Below are 17,239 nucleotides of genomic sequence, written 5' to 3' on the forward strand. Positions count from 1 at the left end.
CGAGGTCAGCCGCAGCTGATCGCGGAGGTGGGGGTCGTGGTGGTCGCCGTCGCGGGACGGTTCGCCACGAAGGCGGTCGAGGTCGTGGTGACCTCGCCGGCGGCGATGCTCGCCGTGCGGGCGGTGAAGGCCGCGGTCACCGTCTTGCCGGCGCCGACCTCTGCGAAGGTCTTCGAGCCGGCGGACGAGGTGACCGTCATCTTGACCGGGAAGGCGTTCGGGTTCTTCGCGGTGACCGTGATCACCGGCTTGCCGGCGACGCAGCGGGTGCTGGTCGTGGTAGTCGCGCCGACGATACCGGTCGTCCCGGCCACCGCGGCGGTCTGCGCCGTCGCCGTGGCGGGGGACCATCCGGGCTTCGTCGCCGACACCGTCACCGAGACCACCGTGCCGCGGTCGGCCGCGGTCAGGACGTACGTCGACGCGGTCGCGCCGGCGATGTCCACTCCGCCGCGCTTCCACTGGTACGCCGTGGCGGTCCAGGGAGTCGAGGCGGTCGCGGTCAGCGTCGTGCCGACCGTCGCCGCACCGGTGATCGTCGCACGCAGCGGCGCCGGGTCGGTGATGGTCTGCGGTGCGACGCTCTCGAGGGTCGGGACGACCTTCTGCATGAGCCCGGTCGCCGAGTCGAAGGTGACGCGGTCGATCGTGGTCTCGCGGTGCTGGCCGTCTCCACCGGGCATCGCGAACCGGTGGTACGCGATGTACCAGTCGTCGGTGCCGGGGACGTTGACGATCGAGTTGTGGCCGGTCGCGAGGATCCCCAGCGACGGGTTCTTCTCGAGGAGGACGCCGCGGTAGGTCCACGGGCCGTCGACGCTGGTCGAGGTGGCGTAGCCGACCTTGTAGTTCTCGGAGCCGGTGTCGTCGATCGAGTACGTCAGGTGGTACAGCCCCTGGCGGTAGTTGACGAAGCTGCCCTCGCGGTAGTCGGTCAGTCCGCTCATCCGCTTGATGGTGCCGGCCTTGATCGAGAGCATGTCGTCGGACAGCTCGCCGTAGACGGGCGCCCCGTTGCCCCAGAAGAGGTAGCTCTTGCCGGTGGCGGGGTCGGTGAACGCGGCCGGGTCGATGGCCTGACCCGAGGTGACGGATTCGCCGTTGGTGATCATCGCGGTCGGCTGCGCCGTGAACGGACCGGCGGGGCTGTCGGCGACGGCCACTCCGATCGTCTTGCGGTCCAGCGAGGCGTTGTGGCCCGAGAAGTAGAAGTAGTACTTCCCGCCCTTCTCGATGATCGTCGGCGCCCACGCGTTGCCGGTCGCCCAGGGGACGTTCCCGTTCTGGCCGTCGAGGGTGAGGATCGGCTGCGCCGAGCGCGTCCAGTCGACGAGGTTCTTGGAGGACCAGACGTAGAACGTCTTGCCGCCCCAGCCCGGGAACCCGTCGGACGTCGCGTAGATGTAGAAGGTGTCGCCGAACGCGACGATGTTCGGGTCGGCGTAGAGACCGGGGATCACCGGGCTCTTCATCTCGACGGCCTTCATCGTCCAGGTGGCGGTGGCTCCACCCGCTGCCGTGAGCGTGTACGTGACCGGCGTACGCAGGTCCCGGACGGTGCCGGAGGCGGGGGAGGAGGTCGTGCCGGTCGCCGTGGCGAACACGGGGGCCAGCTTCGAGCGGTCGGTGCCGGGCTTCACCGCGAAGGTGACGGTGCGGGCGGTCGAGTCGACGAGCGGAGCGACCTTCAGCACGTCGGGTGCGGTGAGCGTGACTCCGGCGATCTGGTCGGCCGACCCGGAGCGGGTCAGCACCTCGCTCTCGCTGAGAGCGCGGTTCCAGAGCGCGAACTCGCGGTACTCGCCCTTGAACAGCTTGTCGCCGCCGTACAGCGAGCGGCCGAGGTAGTTGGCCGCGGTGCGTCCGCCACCCAGGTCGGCCGGCGTCGTGGTGACTCCGGTCTTCGTGGCGACCTTCGCGCCGTTCAGGTAGATCGTCGCGGTGCCGCCCGAGAGCGTGTAGGTGAGCTTCGCCCACTGGCCGCGGGGGAGGTTCGATCCGGTCCCGGCGGTCTGCTCGGTCTGCCAGTTCCCGGAGGCGATGCTCGTGCGGTACGAGTCGCCAGTGGTGAACAGGTAGCCGTTGCCGGCGTTGTTCGACGAGTTGCCGAGTCCGTAGAGGAAGTACGGCGTGCCCTGGGTCGGGTCGATCTTGACCTCGGCCTCGACGGTGATGTCCTCGACTCCGGTCAGCACGTCGTCCGGCAGGTCGACGTGGTCGTCGTTGCCGTCGAACGCGAGGGCGCCGGACTGCCAGGTGGCGCCGCCGACGATCGTCGCGTCGCGGTCGTTGCCCGACACGTCCTCGAGCGTCGTGCCCGAGCCGTTGTCGAAGGAGTAGCGCAGGATCTCACCGGCGGCGTTCGCGGTCACCGGAGTCGGGCCGGCCGGCTCGGCGGCGCGCAAGGCGGCGAGCTCGGTGGCGGTCACCGGGAGGACCGTGCCGTGGCGCGGGCTCGCGGGGAGGTCGTAGTTCGAGGCGACCTGCCAGTTCGGCGCGTTGAGGTCGGCCGTCTTCAGCGGGATGTAGCCGCGTCCGCCGTACTCGTCGACGAAGAGGTAGTTCGTCTGGCCGTTCACGTCGCCCGGGTTCGCGGCGAAGGCGGTGGGGCCCTCGACGGCGCCGGTTCCGGCGTCGCGGCCGATGCAGCTGTCGACGGTGGTCCAGCCGGTCAGCGGCGCGCGGAGCTGCGTCGACTTCTCCTGGATGATGTCGGAGCAGCCGGTGCCGCTCGCGCCCTCGTCCTTCGTGAAGCGGTGGAAGGTGCCGTTCTGCTCGATCACGGTGGAGTCGATGCGCGAGGTGTCCTGCCAGACCTGCGGAGTGGAGAACGTCGTGAAGTCGCGGGTGGTGGCGTACATCATCACGTTGTTCACGTTGCCGGTGTGGTTCGGGTCGTTCTCGGCGTAGAGCTTCGAGGCCCAGTAGACGACGTAGGCGCCGATGCTGGCGTCCCAGTGCGCCTCGGGCGCCCAGGTGTTGCCGGCGGTCTCGGGCGAGACCAGCACGTGGCGCTGCTCGGACCAGTTCACGAGGTCGTGCGACTCCCAGACCTCGAGGTAGCGGCTGCCCTGGCGCTGCGAGCGGTCCCAGTTCCCGTCGCGTCCGATGGAGAGGTCGGTGGCGATCAGGTAGAACGTGTCGCCCTCGGGGGAGCGGATGAGGAACGGGTCGCGCAGGCCCTTCTCGCCGAAGGTCGAGGTCAGCACGGGCTGACCGCCGTTGAGCTCGTCCCAGGCGAGGGCGTTGTTGCCCTTGCTCGCGGCCAGGAAGATGTTCTCGCCCTCGATGCTGTTGCCGGTGAAGTAGGCGAACGCGTAGCCCTCGAGCGGAGCGAGCTGCTTCGCGGCGCGCACGGTGGCGACGAGCTCGCGAGTGGCGGTGGCGGAGTTCTTGGTCACGGTGGCGCGGAGCGTCACGGTGCGGTCGGCGGACTGGCGCGTGACGACTCCGGCGGTCGAGACGACCGCGGGGTCGCTGGAGGTCCAGCTGATCGAGGTGCCGGCGGGAGCCGCGGGGATCGTGATGTTGCCGCGGACATCGGTGAGGTCCGGGATCGAGAGGCCGGCGGCGGCCGCGTCGACGATCTGCTGGTCGCCGGCCATCGAGAGGACCGTGGCGGTGAAGGCCTTGGTGCGGGTCTCGGAGCCGCTCGTGATCGTGGCGGTGAGCGTGACGGTCGCGTTGCCGGCCGACGCGGCGGGCCGCGTGACGACTCCGCTGGTCGAGATCGTCTGCGGAGCGCTCGAGGCCCACGTGATCGCGGAGCCGTTGGCACCGGTCGCGGGCAGCGCGAGGTTCGCTTGGACGGCCGAGAGGTCGCCGAGCGACAGCGCGGACGCGTCGCGGGTGGCCTTCGTCGCCGCGGTCGGCTGCAGGGCGGTCACCTCGGCGGCCGTGAGCGCGTTGTCGTAGATGCGGAAGTCGCGCACGCTGCCGGCGAGCGTCTTGTCGGCGGCGTAGTTGGAGCGGCCGATGAAGTTGGAGGTGGTGGTGCCGCCGCCGATCGCGGAGGGTTTCGTGGTGACGCCGGTCTGCACCGCGACCTGGGTGCCGTCGAGGTAGAGGCGGGCGGTGTCGCTCGCGTCGTCCAGCGTGTAGGTGAGGGTCTTCCAGACACCGCGGGGGAGCGGGGACGTGGTCTCGGCGTTCTGCTCGCCCTGCCAGTTGCTGGGCGTGATCGTCGTGCGGTAGCGGTTGTCGGCGAGGGTGGCGAGGTAGCCGGCGCCGGAGTTGCTGGTCGCGGCGGTGCCGAGTCCGTAGACGAAGTAGTTGCCGGACTGCTCGGGCCGCACCAGCACCTCGGTGCTCACGGTGATCGAGTTCAGCCCGGCGAGGATGTTGTCGGGCAGCTTCACGGCGTCGTCGGTGCCGTCGAGGACGACGCCCGCGTCGCCGCCGGTCTTCGCACCTCCGACGAGCGTGCCGTTGCGGTTCTTCCCCGAGCTGTCGACAGCGACAGTGCCGCTGGTCTCGTTCAGCTGGTAGCGCAGCACGAGGTTCTCGGGGTTCGCGGCGGCCTGGGCCGGCATCGCGGAGAGGAGGGGGAGGGCCAACGCCGCGGCTGTCGCCAGGACGAGGGGTCGTAGGTAGGGCTTCATCGCGCTTGCTCCTGGATCGGCACCATTGCTGAGGGAGGGGGGGGTGCCGAGACTCTCGGCGTGTTCACGGTAACACGATGTTCACGTCAACGTGAAGGGCTCCGGCGGTATCGATCGCACTCGATCACCGGATGCTCGAACGGCACCCCCGCGCCCGGGCAGGGGCGCGGAGGTGCCGTCGCAGCGAGCGTCGGAGGGGCGCCCGCTAGGTCCTGCTGCGCGACATGACCGCGCGCTGCAGGAGGACGAAGACGAGCAGGATGCCGCCGGTGATGATCGTGGTGGCCTCCGGGGGGATGCCGCCGTCGCGGGTGATCAGCACGTTCATCAGGCCCAGGACCAGGGCGCCGACGACCGAGCCGAGCACGAAGCCCACCCCGCCGGTGAGCAGCGTGCCGCCGATGACGGTCGCCGCGATCGCGTCGAGCTCCCATCCGGTGCCCGTGATGTTCTGCGCGCTGCCGAGGCGGGCCGTGTAGACGACGCCGGCCAGACCGGCGAGCGTGCCGCTGATCACGTAGATGAAGAGCTTCGTCCGGAGCACCGGGAGGCCCATCAGGGCCGCCGACTGCTCGGAGCCGCCCATCGCATAGACCGTGCGGCCGATGCGGGTGCGGTGCAGGACGAAGAACGCTCCGGCGACCACGAGCAGGGCGATGATCACGCCGGGGCTGATCACGAAGTCGTTGACCTTCGGGCCGTCGATCAGCTTGATCGGCGTCGCGAGCGAGGTGACCGCCGAGTCCTCGGGGAGGCGCTCGGGCACCGTGCTCAGCATCGAGGCGAGGCCCCGGGCGAGGAACATCATGGCGAGCGTCGCGATGAACGGCTGCACGTCGAAGTACTGGATGAGGATGCCCGAGATCAGGCCGAAGGCCGATCCGATGACGACCATCAGGACCATGACGAGCCAGGGGTTCCAGCCCGCGTTGATCAGCAGCACGCCGCTGACGCTGCTGAAGGCGATCACCGCGCCGACCGAGAGGTCGATGCCGCCGGTCAGGATCACGAAGGTGAGCCCGACGGCCAGGATGATCAGGTGCGCGTTGTTGACCAGGAGGTTCGACAGCGTGCTGGCCTGCAGGATCCGGCCGTAGGCCGCCTCGCCGTAGACGAGCATGCCGACGAAGATCACCAGGGCCGCCACGGTGGGCAGCTTGTCGAGGTGCTGGCTGAAGAAGGAGCGGGCGCTCGTGCGCTCGGAGCTCGCCGGAGGGGCGGAGCGGGTCAGCAGGGCGCTCATGCGGGGATCGCCTCTTTCTGCGGGGCGCGACGACGCGCTTCGCGACGGTGGGAGAAGGCGGAGCGGACGCGCTCGGACTGCAGGAGGCAGAGAGCGACGATCACGATCGCCTTGAAGGCGGGCGTCGCGGAGGAGGAGACGCCGAGGAAGACCACGGTCTTGTCGAGGGTCGCGATCAGGATCGCTCCGACCGCGGCGCCGGCGATGTTGAACTTGCCGCCCGCGAGCGAGGTGCCGCCGATGACGACCGCGAGGATCGCGTCGAGCTCGAGCTGGTACCCGGTGCGGGAGGTGTCGACGGTCATGACGCTCGCGGTGGCGAAGACGCCCGCGACTCCGGCCAGCACGCCGCTGCTGATGTAGGCGGTGAGGAGGAGGCCGCGGCGGTTGATGCCCGCGAGGCGGGCGGCCTTGGCGTCCATGCCGATGGCCTCGATCATCAGGCCCAGCGCGCTGCGGCGGACCAGGAGGCCGACCGCGACGACGATGGCGATGGCGAGGAGGAAGACGACCGGGAGGCCGAAGACGTAGCCGTTGGCGAGCCAGCGGAACGGCTCGTTGGTGGCGGCCGTGTTCTGGCCGCCGGTGATCACCTTCGCGAGTCCGCGGCCGGCGAGCATGACGACGAGGGTGCTGATGAAGGGCTGCAGGCCCACCACCGACACGAGCACGCCGTTGACCGCTCCGAGCACCGCGCTGACCAGCAGGGCGAGGCCGAAGGCGGCCGCGGCGGCGCCGAGGGAGTCGGGAGCGCCCTGGGCGTTCAGGAACTCCATCGAGACGGCGCCGGCGACGACCATGATCGAGCCGACCGAGAGGTCGATTCCTCCGGTCGCCACGACGAGGCACATGCCGACGGCGATCATCAGGATCGGAGCCGCTGCGCGCGCGATGTCGATCACGTTGCCGACGAGGTAGCCGGTCGTCGGGCTCATGGAGACCGAGAGGTATCCGGGGTCCTTGACCACGTTGATCAGCAGGAGGAGGACGATCGCGACCGCTCCCCAGAACCACTGCCGCCGGATCAGGCCGGTGAGGAGCGAGGTCCTCCCGGTTCGGGTGTCGCTGCTCATGATGCGGCCTCCTGCGTGGCGCCTTCGAGGACGACGACGTCCTCGTCGACGACTCCCTCTGCGGCGATGGTAGTGACGATGGACTCCGCTGTCACCGCGGGTCCGTTGAGGATCTCGGCGATGACGCGGTGGTCCTTGAGCACGATGATGCGATCGCTGAGGCGGACCACCTCGTCGAGCTCGGACGAGATGAAGATCACGGCGACGCCTTCGCCGGCGAGGGCGACGACCTTCTCCTGGATCTCGGCCTTCGCGCCGACGTCGATGCCGCGGGTGGGCTCGTCGAGGATCAGGATCTCGGGGTGCGTGGCGAGCCAGCGGCCCAGGAGGACCTTCTGCTGGTTGCCTCCGGAGAGCTTGCTGATCGGGCGGTCCGGGTCGGCGGGGCGCACGTTGAGCTCGACGAGGTACTTGTCGACGATCTCGTCCTTCTCCTTCTTGGAGAGGGGGCGGGCCCAGCCGCGCTTGGCCTGCACCGCGAGGATCAGGTTCTCGCGGATGGAGAGGTCGCGGATGATGCCCTCGTCGCGGCGGTTCTCGCTCGCGAAGGCGATCTTGTGCGCGAGCCCGGCGGTGGGCGTGGGCACGTCGACCTTCTTGCCGTGCAGCGTGATCTCGCCCGTCTCGGGCTTGTCGACGCCGTAGATCAGGCGGGCCAGCTCGGTGCGGCCGGAGCCCAGGAGGCCGGCGAAGCCGACGACCTCACCGCGGTGCAGCGTGATGTCGGTGGGCTCGATCGAGCCCTTCCGGCCGAGGCCCTTGGCCGAGTAGAGCGGCGCATCGCGGTAGAGGTGGTCGCTGTTCTCCCGCTCGGAGTCGAGGGAGCGCAGCGCCGCGATGTCCTTGCCGATCATCTTCGAGATGAGCGAGGTGCGGTCCAGGTCGGGAGTGAGGTACTCGCCGATGTACGTGCCGTTGCGCAGCACCGTGAGCCGGTCGCTGATCGCGTAGACCTGGTCGAGGAAGTGCGAGACGAAGAGGATCGCGACGCCCTCCGCGCGCAGCCGCCGGATGACGACGAAGAGGTTCTCGACCTCGTTCGCGTCCAGGCTCGAGGTCGGCTCGTCGAGGATCAGGACCTTCGAGTCGCTCACCGTCGAGCGGCTGATCGCGACCAGCTGCTGCATCGCGATCGAGAGCGACGAGAGCGACTGGCGGGTGTTGAGGTGGTCGAGCCCGAGCTTGGCCAGGGCGACCTTGGCCGCCGCGTGGGTGGCCTTCCAGTTGATGCCGAAGGGGCCGCGGACCTCGTAGCCGAGCATCACGTTCTCGCCGATGGAGAGGTTCGTGACCAGGTTCACCTCCTGGTACACGGTGGAGATGCCGGCTGCCTGCGCATCGGCGGTGCCGGAGAGGCGCTTGGGCGAGCCCGCGACGAGGATCTCTCCGCTGTCGATGCGGTAGACGCCGGTCAGGGCCTTGATGAGCGTGGACTTGCCGGCGCCGTTCTCGCCCATGAGCGTGTGGACCTCGCCCGGGAAGAGGCGGAAGTCGACGCCGTCGAGCGCTTTGACACCGGGGAAGCTGATCGAGATGTTCTTCATCTCGACGATCGGAGGCGAAGCTGTCATGTCGCGTCCTTCCGTTCTCGAGCGGGGCGGACCGGAGCGGTGACGCCGTGGGACGGAGACGCGGGGCCCGGAGATCGTCCGGGCCCCGCGTCGTCCGCAGGGGTGGGCGCGAGCCCTGGTGGTGCTGCCTCCCGGGAGGCGCCGACCTGCGACGCCTCCCGGTGGGTCCGATCAGACGGTTCCGACTGGACCGTTCCGACTAGAACTTGCGGTCGGGGAGGACCTCGGCGGCCACCTCGGGCGAGTCGAAGGTCTCGCTCGGGACGACGATCGAGGACTCGACGGTCTCGCCGGCGAGCGTCTTCTCGACGGCGTCGAGGGCGGTCTCGCCGAACAGCGGGTTGTACTCGGCGACGAAGCTGAGTTCACCGTCGGCGAGGGCCTGCAGCGCGTTCTTGGTGCCGTCGATCGTGGCGATCTTGACGTCGGTGCCGGGGGTGAGGCCGGCCTCCTGGACGGCCTGGACGGCTCCGAGGCCCATCTCGTCGTTCTGGGCGAACACGAGCTGGACGTCGTTGTTGTTCGACTTCAGCACGGTCTCGAAGACGCTCTTCGCCTCTTCGGTCGACCAGTTGGCGGTCTGCGCGCCGAGCTTGACGAACTTCGAGTCGGCTCCGATGACCTCGTCCCAGCCCTCGTTGCGCTCGTTGACGACCGAGACGCCCGCGGGGCCCTCGAGCGTGAAGTAGTTCGCTCCGTCGGGGAACGTGGTCGTGGCCCAGTCGGCGACCGAGGTGCTGACCGCGATGTTGTCGGGCGCGATGCGGGTGACGTAGAGGTCGGTGTTGTCCGGCTCGATGCCGCGGTCGATCAGGATGACCGGGATCTCGGCCTCCTGGGCGCGCTCGAGCGAGTCCTCCCAGCCGGAGCCCTCGGTGGCCGAGAGCAGGATGATGTCGACGCCCTCGTCGACGAACGAGGTGAAGGAGTCGATCTGCGACTTCTGGTCGCCGTTCGTGGCGGGGGCATACTTGAGCTCGTAGCCGGCCTCCTCGGTGAACGTGTCCTCGATGTTGGTCTCGTTCGCCTGGCGCCACGCGCCCTCGGGGCCGACGGCCACGAATCCGATGGTGGTCAGGTCGCCCTCGCCGCCGGCGCCTGCTTCCGAGTCGCCTCCGGAGCAGCCTGCGAGGCCGAAGGCCATCGCTCCGACCGCTGCGAAACCCAGGAACTGGCCGATACGCCTCTTCGTGGACATGTGTCTCCTCCTTGAGACCGCGGGCGCGCTGAGGAGCGCCCGGGATGGGGTGGGTCCGAAGACCCGGGGAATGGGGCCCAGGGGCCCTGAGATGCGGTGATTGCAGTGCTCGTGGACACGACGGGAGCGCGTCCTGTTCCGAATGTTACCGTGAACAATCTTGGCGGTGCAATGACCGGTTTATAACGGGTCGGTGTCGTCCTCGTCGGCGTCCGGATCCGCGTCCGCGGCGATCATCTCGACGATCGTGTCGACCGTCAGCCACGGGCCGTTGCTGACCTCGCCGATCTTCTCGCGGTCCTTGAACACGACGATGCGGTCGCTGAGGCGCACCACCTCCTCGAGCTCCGAGGAGATGTAGACGACCGAGACGCCCTCCTTGGCGAGCTGCGAGACGTGCGCCTGGATCTCGACCTTCGCGGCCACGTCGATCCCGCGCGCCGGCTCGTCCAGCACGAGCAGCCGGGGGCGGGTCGCGAGCCAGCGCGCGAGCACGACCTTCTGCTGGTTGCCGCCCGAGAGGTACTTCACGGGGATGTCCGGGTCGGCCGGAGTGATGTTCAGCGCCTCGATGTACGTGGAGACCAGGTCGTCGGCCTCGGCCGCCGAGAGCGGGTGCGCCCAGCCGCGCAGCGCCTGAAGGCCCAGCACGAGGTTGTCGCGGAGGGAGAGGTCGCCGATGATCCCGTCCTCGCGGCGGTTCTCGCTCGAGTGCGCGATCCGGTTCCGCAGGCCCGAGCCCGGGTCGGTGATCTGCGCGGGCTCGCCGTCGATCAGCACGCGGCCCGAGTCGGCGCGATCCACGCCGCTCAGGAGGGAGGCCAGCTCGGTGCGCCCGGAGCCGCGCAGACCCGCGAAGCCCACGATCTCGCCGCGGTGCAGCTCCAGGTCGGTCGGGGCGACGGCTCCGCGCCGGCCGAGGCCGAACGCCCGGTAGATCGGGGGCCCCGTGGGCTGGCGGCGGTGCTCGCGGCGGTCGGAGCCGATCTGCCGCAGCGCGTCGATGTCCTTGCCGATCATCTTCGCGATCAGCTCCGCGCGGTCCATGCTCCGGGCGGGGTACTCGCCGACGGTGCCGCCGTCGCGCAGCACCGTGAGGCGGTCGCTGAGGGTCAGGACCTGCTCGAGGAAGTGCGAGACGAAGAGGATCGCGACGCCGGAGTCGCGCAGGCGCCGCAGCACGGCGAAGAGGCGGGCGACGTCGCCGAGGTCGAGGCTCGAGGTGGGCTCGTCGAGCACGAGCACGCGCGGATGATCGACCATCGCGCGGCTGATCGCGACCAGCTGGCGGATCGCCGGAGAGAGCGAGCGCAGCGGCAGGCGCGGATCGAGGTCGCCCAGACCGAGCTCGCCGAGCATCTCGGCCGCGCGCTGATGGGTGCGCGACCACGAGATGCCGAAGCGTCCGCGGACCTCCTGCCCGAGCATCATGTTCTCGCCGATGCTGAGGTTGTCGGTCAGCCGCTCGTCCTGGAACACGGCCGAGATGCCGGCGGACTTGGCGTCGGCGGGCCCCGAGAAGCTGCGCTCCACGCCGTCCACGGTGATCACTCCGGCGTCGGGGCGGTGGATGCCGGTGAGCGTCTTGATCAGCGTCGACTTGCCCGCGCCGTTCTCGCCCATCAGGCCGTGGATCTCACCGGGGAACAGGCGGAAGCCGACGTCCTCGAGGGCGCGGCCCGAGGCGAACGAGACCGTGATGCCCGTCATCTCGACGACGGGGACGGCGGAGCGCTCCGTCGTCCTCGACTGAACTGCCACGTGCCGCCCTCGGTTCGTGTCGCGCGCGAGCAGATGTCTCACGCCAATGGGTGCCGCCGATGATACGCGAGCGCGGGGGCCGGGAAGGTCCCGGAAGGATCACGACCGGGGAGCGGCCGTCGACTCCCTCACGATCAGCTCCGTGGGGATCCGCGTGCGCTGCGGGATCTCCTGGCCGCGGATCCGTGCGTGGATCACTTCGGCGACGGTCGAGCCGAGCTTGTCGAAGTCCTGCTTCACCGTGGTGAGCGGCGGCAGGAAGTGCCGCGCGGTGGGCAGGTCGTCGAAGCCGATGATGCTCACGTCCTCGGGCACGCGGATGCCGCGCTCGACGAGTCCGTGGATCACTCCGAGCGCCATCTCGTCGTTGGCGACCACCATCGCGGTGAAGTCGGGCACCGAGCGCAGGCTGGTCGCGAAGTCGTAGCCGGAGTCGGGGGTCCAGTCGCCGACCACGATGGGCCGCTCGTGCATGCCCCACGCCTTCGCCCGCGCGTGGAAGGCGCGCTCGCGGGCCCGGGCGTCGAGCCAGTCGAGCGGGCCGGACATGTGGAGCACGTCGCGGTGGCCGAGCGCCGCGAGGTGGTCGACGGCCTGCGCCATGCCCGCCTGCTGGTCGACCGAGACGGTGAGGAAGGTGGGGTCCTTGTCGGACTTGACGACGAGGGTCGGCACTCCGATCTCGACGGTGCGCAGGGTCGCGACCGAGGAGGAGCGCGGGGCGATGACGCAGAGAGCGTCGATCCCGAGGCCCGTGAGGTGGTTGATCGCGTCGACCGGAGTCATGTCGTGGTCGTCGCGCAGGGCGACCGACGTGATCGAGTAGCCCTTCTCGCGGGCCGCGCGCTCGATCGCCCGCAGCGTGCTCGAGGGCCCGAACTCGGCTCCGCTCTCGACCATCACGCCGATGCGGTCGGTACGCTGCGTGACCAGAGAGCGGGCCGCGATGTTGGGCCGGTAGTTGAGCTCGTCGACCGCCTCGAGGACCCGCTGCCGGGTCGACTCCTTGATGTTGGGATGACCGCTCAGCACGCGGGACACCGTCATGTGCGAGACGCCGGCGACGGCGGCGACGTGCCGCAGATTGGGCCGGTCGGCCATGTGCACCCCCTCCGGTCCCCGGGCGTCGAGGTCGCGAACCCGCGGATCGGCACGGACTCGCCGGTCGTGGGTGGCACAAGCATAGTCAGCCGCTGTGAAGGGGACCGGAGGGGCGGACCCCCTTTCAGGGCGCGCTCTCATGGGACCGGGCCCGGCTTCAGGGGTCGGCGAGGAAGGCGCCGCGCGCCTGCAGCAGCCGGCGGAGGTGCCGGGTCACGACGAGGCGCTCCGCGATGCCGCCGAGCGGGCCGAGCGGAGCCGCGTACTCGAGACGGTCGATCATGACGGAGCCGGTGCCGTCGGCCTCGAAGAGGTGCTCGTGCCGGAATCGGGCGAACGGGCCGCGGACCTGCTCGTCGACGAAGCGGTGCGGGGCGTCGAACGCGGTGATCCGGCTGGTGAGGAGGAGCGGCGCACCGAAGTGGCGGGCCCGCCACGTCACCTCCTCGCCGAGACCGATCAGGCCGGTGACGACTCCGGCCACCGCGCGCTCGTCGGCCGCGGACTGCGAGGCGGTGTGCAGGCCGATGTCCCGCGCGCGGTCGAACATCTCGGCGGGAGAGAGGGAGGAGCGGGTCGTGCACTCGATCGAGGCGGTCACGGGGACGATCCTCGCGCAGGCAGGAGGGGTGCGGGGACGCGGTCGTCGGCGAGGGGAGTCGCGTCGCCGGCGGAGCCCGGCCTACCGCTCGCGGTGCTCGTCTGAGAGGCTCGCCCGATGACCGACGATGCTCCCGCCCCGCCCCGGTTCGCCGATCCTCGCCGCACCGGTGCGCTGATCGGGCTGGCCGGAGCCGCGGTGTTCGTCTTCTCGTACACGTCCTCCGGCGCTGCGGCGCTGGTGGTCAGGGTCGGGGCCGTTGCGCTGATCGCGGCAACGCTCTGGTTCCTGTTCGTCCGGCCGCGCGGCCTCGGCCGCTTCGCACCTCCGACACGAGTGGGCATCGCCGTCTACCTCGCCTGCGTCGTCGGCGAGCTGGCGCTCATCGCGGTCGGCACGCGGCTGCTGGAGGAGACGGGTGCCGGTTCGCTGCGGCCCGCCCTCATCGCGCTGGTCGTGGGTCTGCACTTCCTGCCCTTCTCGTGGGCGTTCCACGAGAAGATGTTCGCGCTGCTGGGCGGGCTGCTGGTCGTGCTCGGCGGGATCGGGCTGCTGACGGGTGCGGCGGAGGCGATGGCGGTGGCGTCCGGAGTCGTGATGGCGGCGCTGCTGCTCGGGTACAGCCTCGGGGCGTTCGCGCGGCGCGGGTGAGGGGGTGCTCGGCTGGCTCGCTGAGCCGCTGGCTCGCTGGCTCGCTGAGCCGCTGAGCCGCTGAGCCGCTGAGCGAAGAGGGGTGGGGCCGACCCTGGACGACCCCACCCGTGAGGACGGCGGGGGAAGAGCGGCGTACCCGAAACGCCTGCTCGACCCGGGGGCCGTCCCGCTCCCTGCGACGCGGTGTTCCGCGGTCGCCGGGTTCCGGATCGAGACGGGTCCGGGTCTCGTGACTCCGACGAGTGTGGCGCACGACGGTTCCGGTGTCCAACCGGCTCGGCCGCGGGTCGTGTCCGATCCGTCGCGAACGGCCGCACGGCCGAGCGAGGGGCGGCCGTTCTCGCCGGATGGGTGGCGCTCGTCGTCGATCCGTCGAGGAGGGCCGTCGGGAAGCGTCAGAGGCGGGAGGCGAAGACGACGAGGTTGTCCTCGTAGCGGCCGATGGCCGTGTCGTAGTCGCCGGCGCAGGTGACGAGCACGACCTCGTCCTCGAGGGTGCCTCCGAAGACGGCGGCGGTGGGGAAGGCGGCCTTCGGGTGCGCCTCGGTCGCGGTCACCCGGTAGCGGTGCAGCGAGCCGTCGACTCCGGTGAGCTCGATCTCGTCGTCGACGCCGAGCTCGCCCAGGCGGAAGAAGACGGCCGGGCCCGAGCGGGAGTCGACGTGCGCGGCGATCACCGTGCGGCCGGTCCCGCCCGGACGGCCACCGCCCGAGAACCAGCCGACGTCGTCGTAGTCGACGGGCACCTCCATCGTCCCGTCCGCCGCGATCCCCAGCGGGATCAGCGCCTCGTCGAGGCCCATCGCGGGCACGGAGAGGCGCGCGGGCTCGACGCCGACGCCCAGGACGGGGGTCGGGGCGGCCGTGACCGGAGCGGGCGCCACCGGCGCCGAGTCCGTCGGGGGCGGTGTCGCCGGGGAAGACGGGGTCGGCGTGGTCGCCGTCGGAGCGGCCGCCGCCGGCTCTGTCGTCGCGCGCGGGGACGCGACCGCGGGAGGCGCCGCTCCCGCCGCCTCGGACGCGGGAGGCGCGGACGCGGCGCACCCGCTGAGGAGCAGCGCCGCGCAGAGGACCGCACCGCTCCTCAGTCGAGTGCCCACAGTCAGGAGGCGGTGCGTCGGCGGGCGACGACGACCCCGAGAGCGCCGAGCGCGGCGAGGGCGCCGATGCCCGCGACTCCGATCACTCCGGCGTCGGGGCCGGCCGCGGTCGCGCCGCCACCGGTCTGCAGGCCGCCGACGGGCACCTGCGAGAGCTGGCCGCGCACGACGCCGGCGGCGAAGGACGCGGTGTGCGCGTCACCGGTGAAGCCGGCGGGGTCGGCCTCGAGCGCCTTCAACGAGAAGCCGGCGCCGGTGTCGGCGCCGTTCGCCTGCACGCCCGTCGTGAACGGGCCCTGCAGGCAGCCCGAGCTGGTGCGCGGTCCGTCGCCCACCGGCGAGGGGTTCGGGAACGCGATCCGCGGGGGGCCGGACTTCCCGAGCGCGGCCTGGTGGATGTGCGTCGCGGTCTTGGCCGGGCTCTGGTACTCGCCGGTGACGCCGGTCAGGGTGATGTCGTAGCAGATGATCTCGAGGTCGCTGTTGACCCGGAAGGTCATCTCGCCGGCGGCTCCCGCCTCGCCGGGGGTCGCTACGGAGTCGGCGTTGACGACCTGGTCGGGCGTGGCCATGACGGTGAACGCGCTGGTGAAGCTCGACGGCGCGGCCACCTCCGTCTCGGCGTGGGCGGGCGCGGCGGCGAGGAGCGAGGCGGCGGTGACGGCGGTGATGCCGCCCAGGGCGAGCAGGCGGTTCCGGGTGGCGGACGTCTTCGTCATGGTGGAGCCTTTCGTTCGCGGGCGACCGGGTGGGCCCGATGCAGGGGTGTACGGACGCGGGGTGCTCCGCGTTCATCCGCTTCTGAGAAGTTCTTCATAGACTCGGGATCCGCCTCCGGATGAACGGGGCGTCCCGCGCGGACGTACTCCTCTCGACGGGCCGATCGGCCCACGATCGGGGAGGTGCCGATGACGGCGACGGCGATGCGACGACGGGAGGAGCCCGCGGTGACGAGGCTCCCTCGCGACCCCGCCCCGGTCGCTCCGCTGCATCCCGGGGCCGGTTTCGACCTCGCAGCCGCGTACGACGAGCACGGCGGTGCCCTGCTCGGCTTCGCGGTGAACGCGCTGCGTGACCGCCAGCTCGCGGAGGACTGCGTGCAGGAGACGTTCCTCCGCGCGTGGCGGTCGCGCGCCGGCTACTCCGCCGAGCGGGCGAGCCTGCGCACGTGGCTGTTCGCGATCGCCCGCAACGTCGTGATCGACGTGCACCGATCGCTGCAGCGCCTGCCCCGCCTCGTCGAGGCGGAGGTCCTCGAGGAGGTCCCGGGCGACGAGCGCGACCCCCTCGAACCGCTCGCGATGGCGGAGGCGCTCGCGCGGCTCACGGAGCAGCACCGCGCCGTCGTGGTCGCGATCCATCTCCGCGGCGAGAGCTACTCCGATCTCTCGCAGGCCACCGGCGTGCCGGTCGCGACGCTGCGCACCCGCGCTTTCTACGCTCTCCGAGCACTCCGCACCCACCTCGCGGAGGCCGACCCCACCGACCAGGAGCGACCATGACAGGCACCGAGCACCCCGGCGGACGCCGCGAGGAGCTGATCGCCGCGGCTCTGGCCGGCGAGCTCTCGGCCGAGGAGGCGGTCGAGTTCGACCGTCTTCGCTCCGAGGACCCGACCGTCGACCGCGAGTTGGCGGCGTTCGGCGTCGTCGTCGACCGCCTCGCGGCTCTCGGCGGGTGGGAGGGCGGCGAGGCGTCGGCCGCGCTCCGCTCGCGCGTGCTGCGCATCGAGGAGGAGGAGGCCCCCGCGCGGCCCCGGCGCGGTCGCCTCGCGCTCGCTGTCGGAGCCGTCGCGGCGTCGGTCGCCGTCGGCGCGCTCGGCGCGACGCTGCTCCAGGGCACGGGCGAGCGGCCCGTCGCCGGACCTCCGGGGACCCTCGGCGCCGTCGAGACGATCGCCTTCGAGGAGTCGGCGGCGGTGGACGTCGAGGGCTCCGTGATCGCGCACACCTGGGGGACCGAGACGGTGCTGCGGGCGAGCGGCTTCGCGGTGGGCGAGAGCTACGACCTGGTGCTGGTCACGGAGTCGGGGGAGCGGCTGCCGTCGGGCTCGTTCCTGGGCAGTGCGGTCGAGATCGACTGCGAGATGAACGCGGCGGTGCCGCGCGAGTCGGTGGCCGCCGTCGAGATCGTCGCGGCCGGCGGCGACGTCGTGGCCAGCGCGGAGCTGCCCGTCGTCGAGAGCTGATCCGCCCGGACGAGTGCGAGTCGAGTTGCCCGCAAAGGTCCGTTCTTGTAAGCGAGAACGAGCCTTCTCGGGCAACTCGCGAGGGCGGGACGCTCATCGGGGGCTCAGAGGATTCCGAAAGGGTCGGGAGAAGCGGGCTGCCTACGGT

General features: G+C 70.9%; 13 protein-coding genes. 3 read left to right on the forward strand and 10 right to left on the reverse strand.

The features are described from left to right. Positions 1 to 5 precede the first annotated feature (5 nt). The 8 genes from ASF48_RS02010 to ASF48_RS02045 form a co-directional block, all read right to left on the reverse strand. Positions 6 to 4,601, reverse strand: a complete 4,596-nt coding sequence (locus ASF48_RS02010; protein ID WP_055785609.1) for a family 43 glycosylhydrolase — start codon at positions 4,599 to 4,601, stop codon at positions 6 to 8. A 205-nt stretch (positions 4,602 to 4,806) separates the two neighbouring features. Beyond that, entirely contained in the window at positions 4,807 to 5,844 is a 1,038-nt protein-coding gene (locus ASF48_RS02015; protein WP_055785612.1) for an ABC transporter permease subunit, read from the reverse strand. Then, positions 5,841 to 6,917, reverse strand: coding sequence for an ABC transporter permease (locus tag ASF48_RS02020; RefSeq protein ID WP_055785615.1), 1,077 nt, complete (start codon positions 6,915 to 6,917; stop codon positions 5,841 to 5,843). The genes ASF48_RS02015 and ASF48_RS02020 overlap by 4 nt, the downstream gene beginning before the upstream one ends. Further along, on the reverse strand, positions 6,914 to 8,488 hold the full coding sequence (locus ASF48_RS02025; protein WP_055785620.1) for a sugar ABC transporter ATP-binding protein: 1,575 nt from the start codon (positions 8,486 to 8,488) through the stop codon (positions 6,914 to 6,916). Before ASF48_RS02025 ends, ASF48_RS02020 begins: the two co-directional genes overlap by 4 nt. Before the next feature lie 199 nt (positions 8,489 to 8,687). After that, positions 8,688 to 9,686: an ABC transporter substrate-binding protein gene (locus ASF48_RS02030; protein ID WP_055785623.1), complete on the reverse strand. Its 999-nt coding sequence runs from the start codon at positions 9,684 to 9,686 to the stop codon at positions 8,688 to 8,690. Positions 9,687 to 9,866: 180 nt separating this feature from the next. Continuing rightward, positions 9,867 to 11,396 (reverse strand): sugar ABC transporter ATP-binding protein, encoded by a 1,530-nt coding sequence (locus ASF48_RS02035; protein WP_055788768.1) that lies wholly within the window; start codon positions 11,394 to 11,396, stop codon positions 9,867 to 9,869. A gap of 150 nt (positions 11,397 to 11,546) precedes the next feature. Beyond that, positions 11,547 to 12,548 carry a LacI family DNA-binding transcriptional regulator gene (locus ASF48_RS02040; protein ID WP_055785626.1) on the reverse strand — a complete coding sequence of 334 codons (1,002 nt, stop codon included), beginning with the start codon at positions 12,546 to 12,548 and terminating at the stop codon, positions 11,547 to 11,549. A 157-nt stretch (positions 12,549 to 12,705) separates the two neighbouring features. Beyond that, positions 12,706 to 13,149, reverse strand: a complete 444-nt coding sequence (locus tag ASF48_RS02045) for an SRPBCC family protein (RefSeq protein WP_200930950.1) — start codon at positions 13,147 to 13,149, stop codon at positions 12,706 to 12,708. A 117-nt stretch (positions 13,150 to 13,266) separates the two neighbouring features. Here ASF48_RS02045 and ASF48_RS02050 point away from each other — a divergent pair, with 117 nt between their 5' ends. Continuing rightward, on the forward strand, positions 13,267 to 13,800 hold the full coding sequence (locus tag ASF48_RS02050; protein ID WP_055785628.1) for a DUF7010 family protein: 534 nt from the start codon (positions 13,267 to 13,269) through the stop codon (positions 13,798 to 13,800). Positions 13,801 to 14,198: 398 nt separating this feature from the next. Here the strand turns inward: ASF48_RS02050 and ASF48_RS18835 are convergent, their stop codons facing one another. After that, complete coding sequence (locus ASF48_RS18835; RefSeq protein WP_230672475.1) at positions 14,199 to 14,687, reverse strand: class F sortase; 489 nt, start codon at positions 14,685 to 14,687, stop codon at positions 14,199 to 14,201. 218 nt (positions 14,688 to 14,905) lie between these two features. Beyond that, the gene (locus tag ASF48_RS02060) at positions 14,906 to 15,622 is read right to left on the reverse strand and encodes a CHRD domain-containing protein (protein ID WP_055785632.1); all 717 of its coding nucleotides are present in this window, start codon (positions 15,620 to 15,622) and stop codon (positions 14,906 to 14,908) included. Between the two features lie 228 nt (positions 15,623 to 15,850). Between ASF48_RS02060 and ASF48_RS02065 the strand changes: the two genes are divergently transcribed. Both ASF48_RS02065 and ASF48_RS02070 read left to right on the forward strand, forming a co-directional pair. Further along, positions 15,851 to 16,405: a sigma-70 family RNA polymerase sigma factor gene (locus tag ASF48_RS02065; protein ID WP_235577168.1), complete on the forward strand. Its 555-nt coding sequence runs from the start codon at positions 15,851 to 15,853 to the stop codon at positions 16,403 to 16,405. Continuing rightward, entirely contained in the window at positions 16,402 to 17,091 is a 690-nt protein-coding gene (locus ASF48_RS02070) for a hypothetical protein (protein ID WP_055785636.1), read from the forward strand. The genes ASF48_RS02065 and ASF48_RS02070 overlap by 4 nt, the downstream gene beginning before the upstream one ends. Positions 17,092 to 17,239: the final 148 nt, after the last annotated feature.

Origin of the sequence: Rathayibacter sp. Leaf299 (assembly GCF_001423055.1) — a bacterium.
Classification (GTDB): domain Bacteria; phylum Actinomycetota; class Actinomycetes; order Actinomycetales; family Microbacteriaceae; genus Rathayibacter; species Rathayibacter caricis.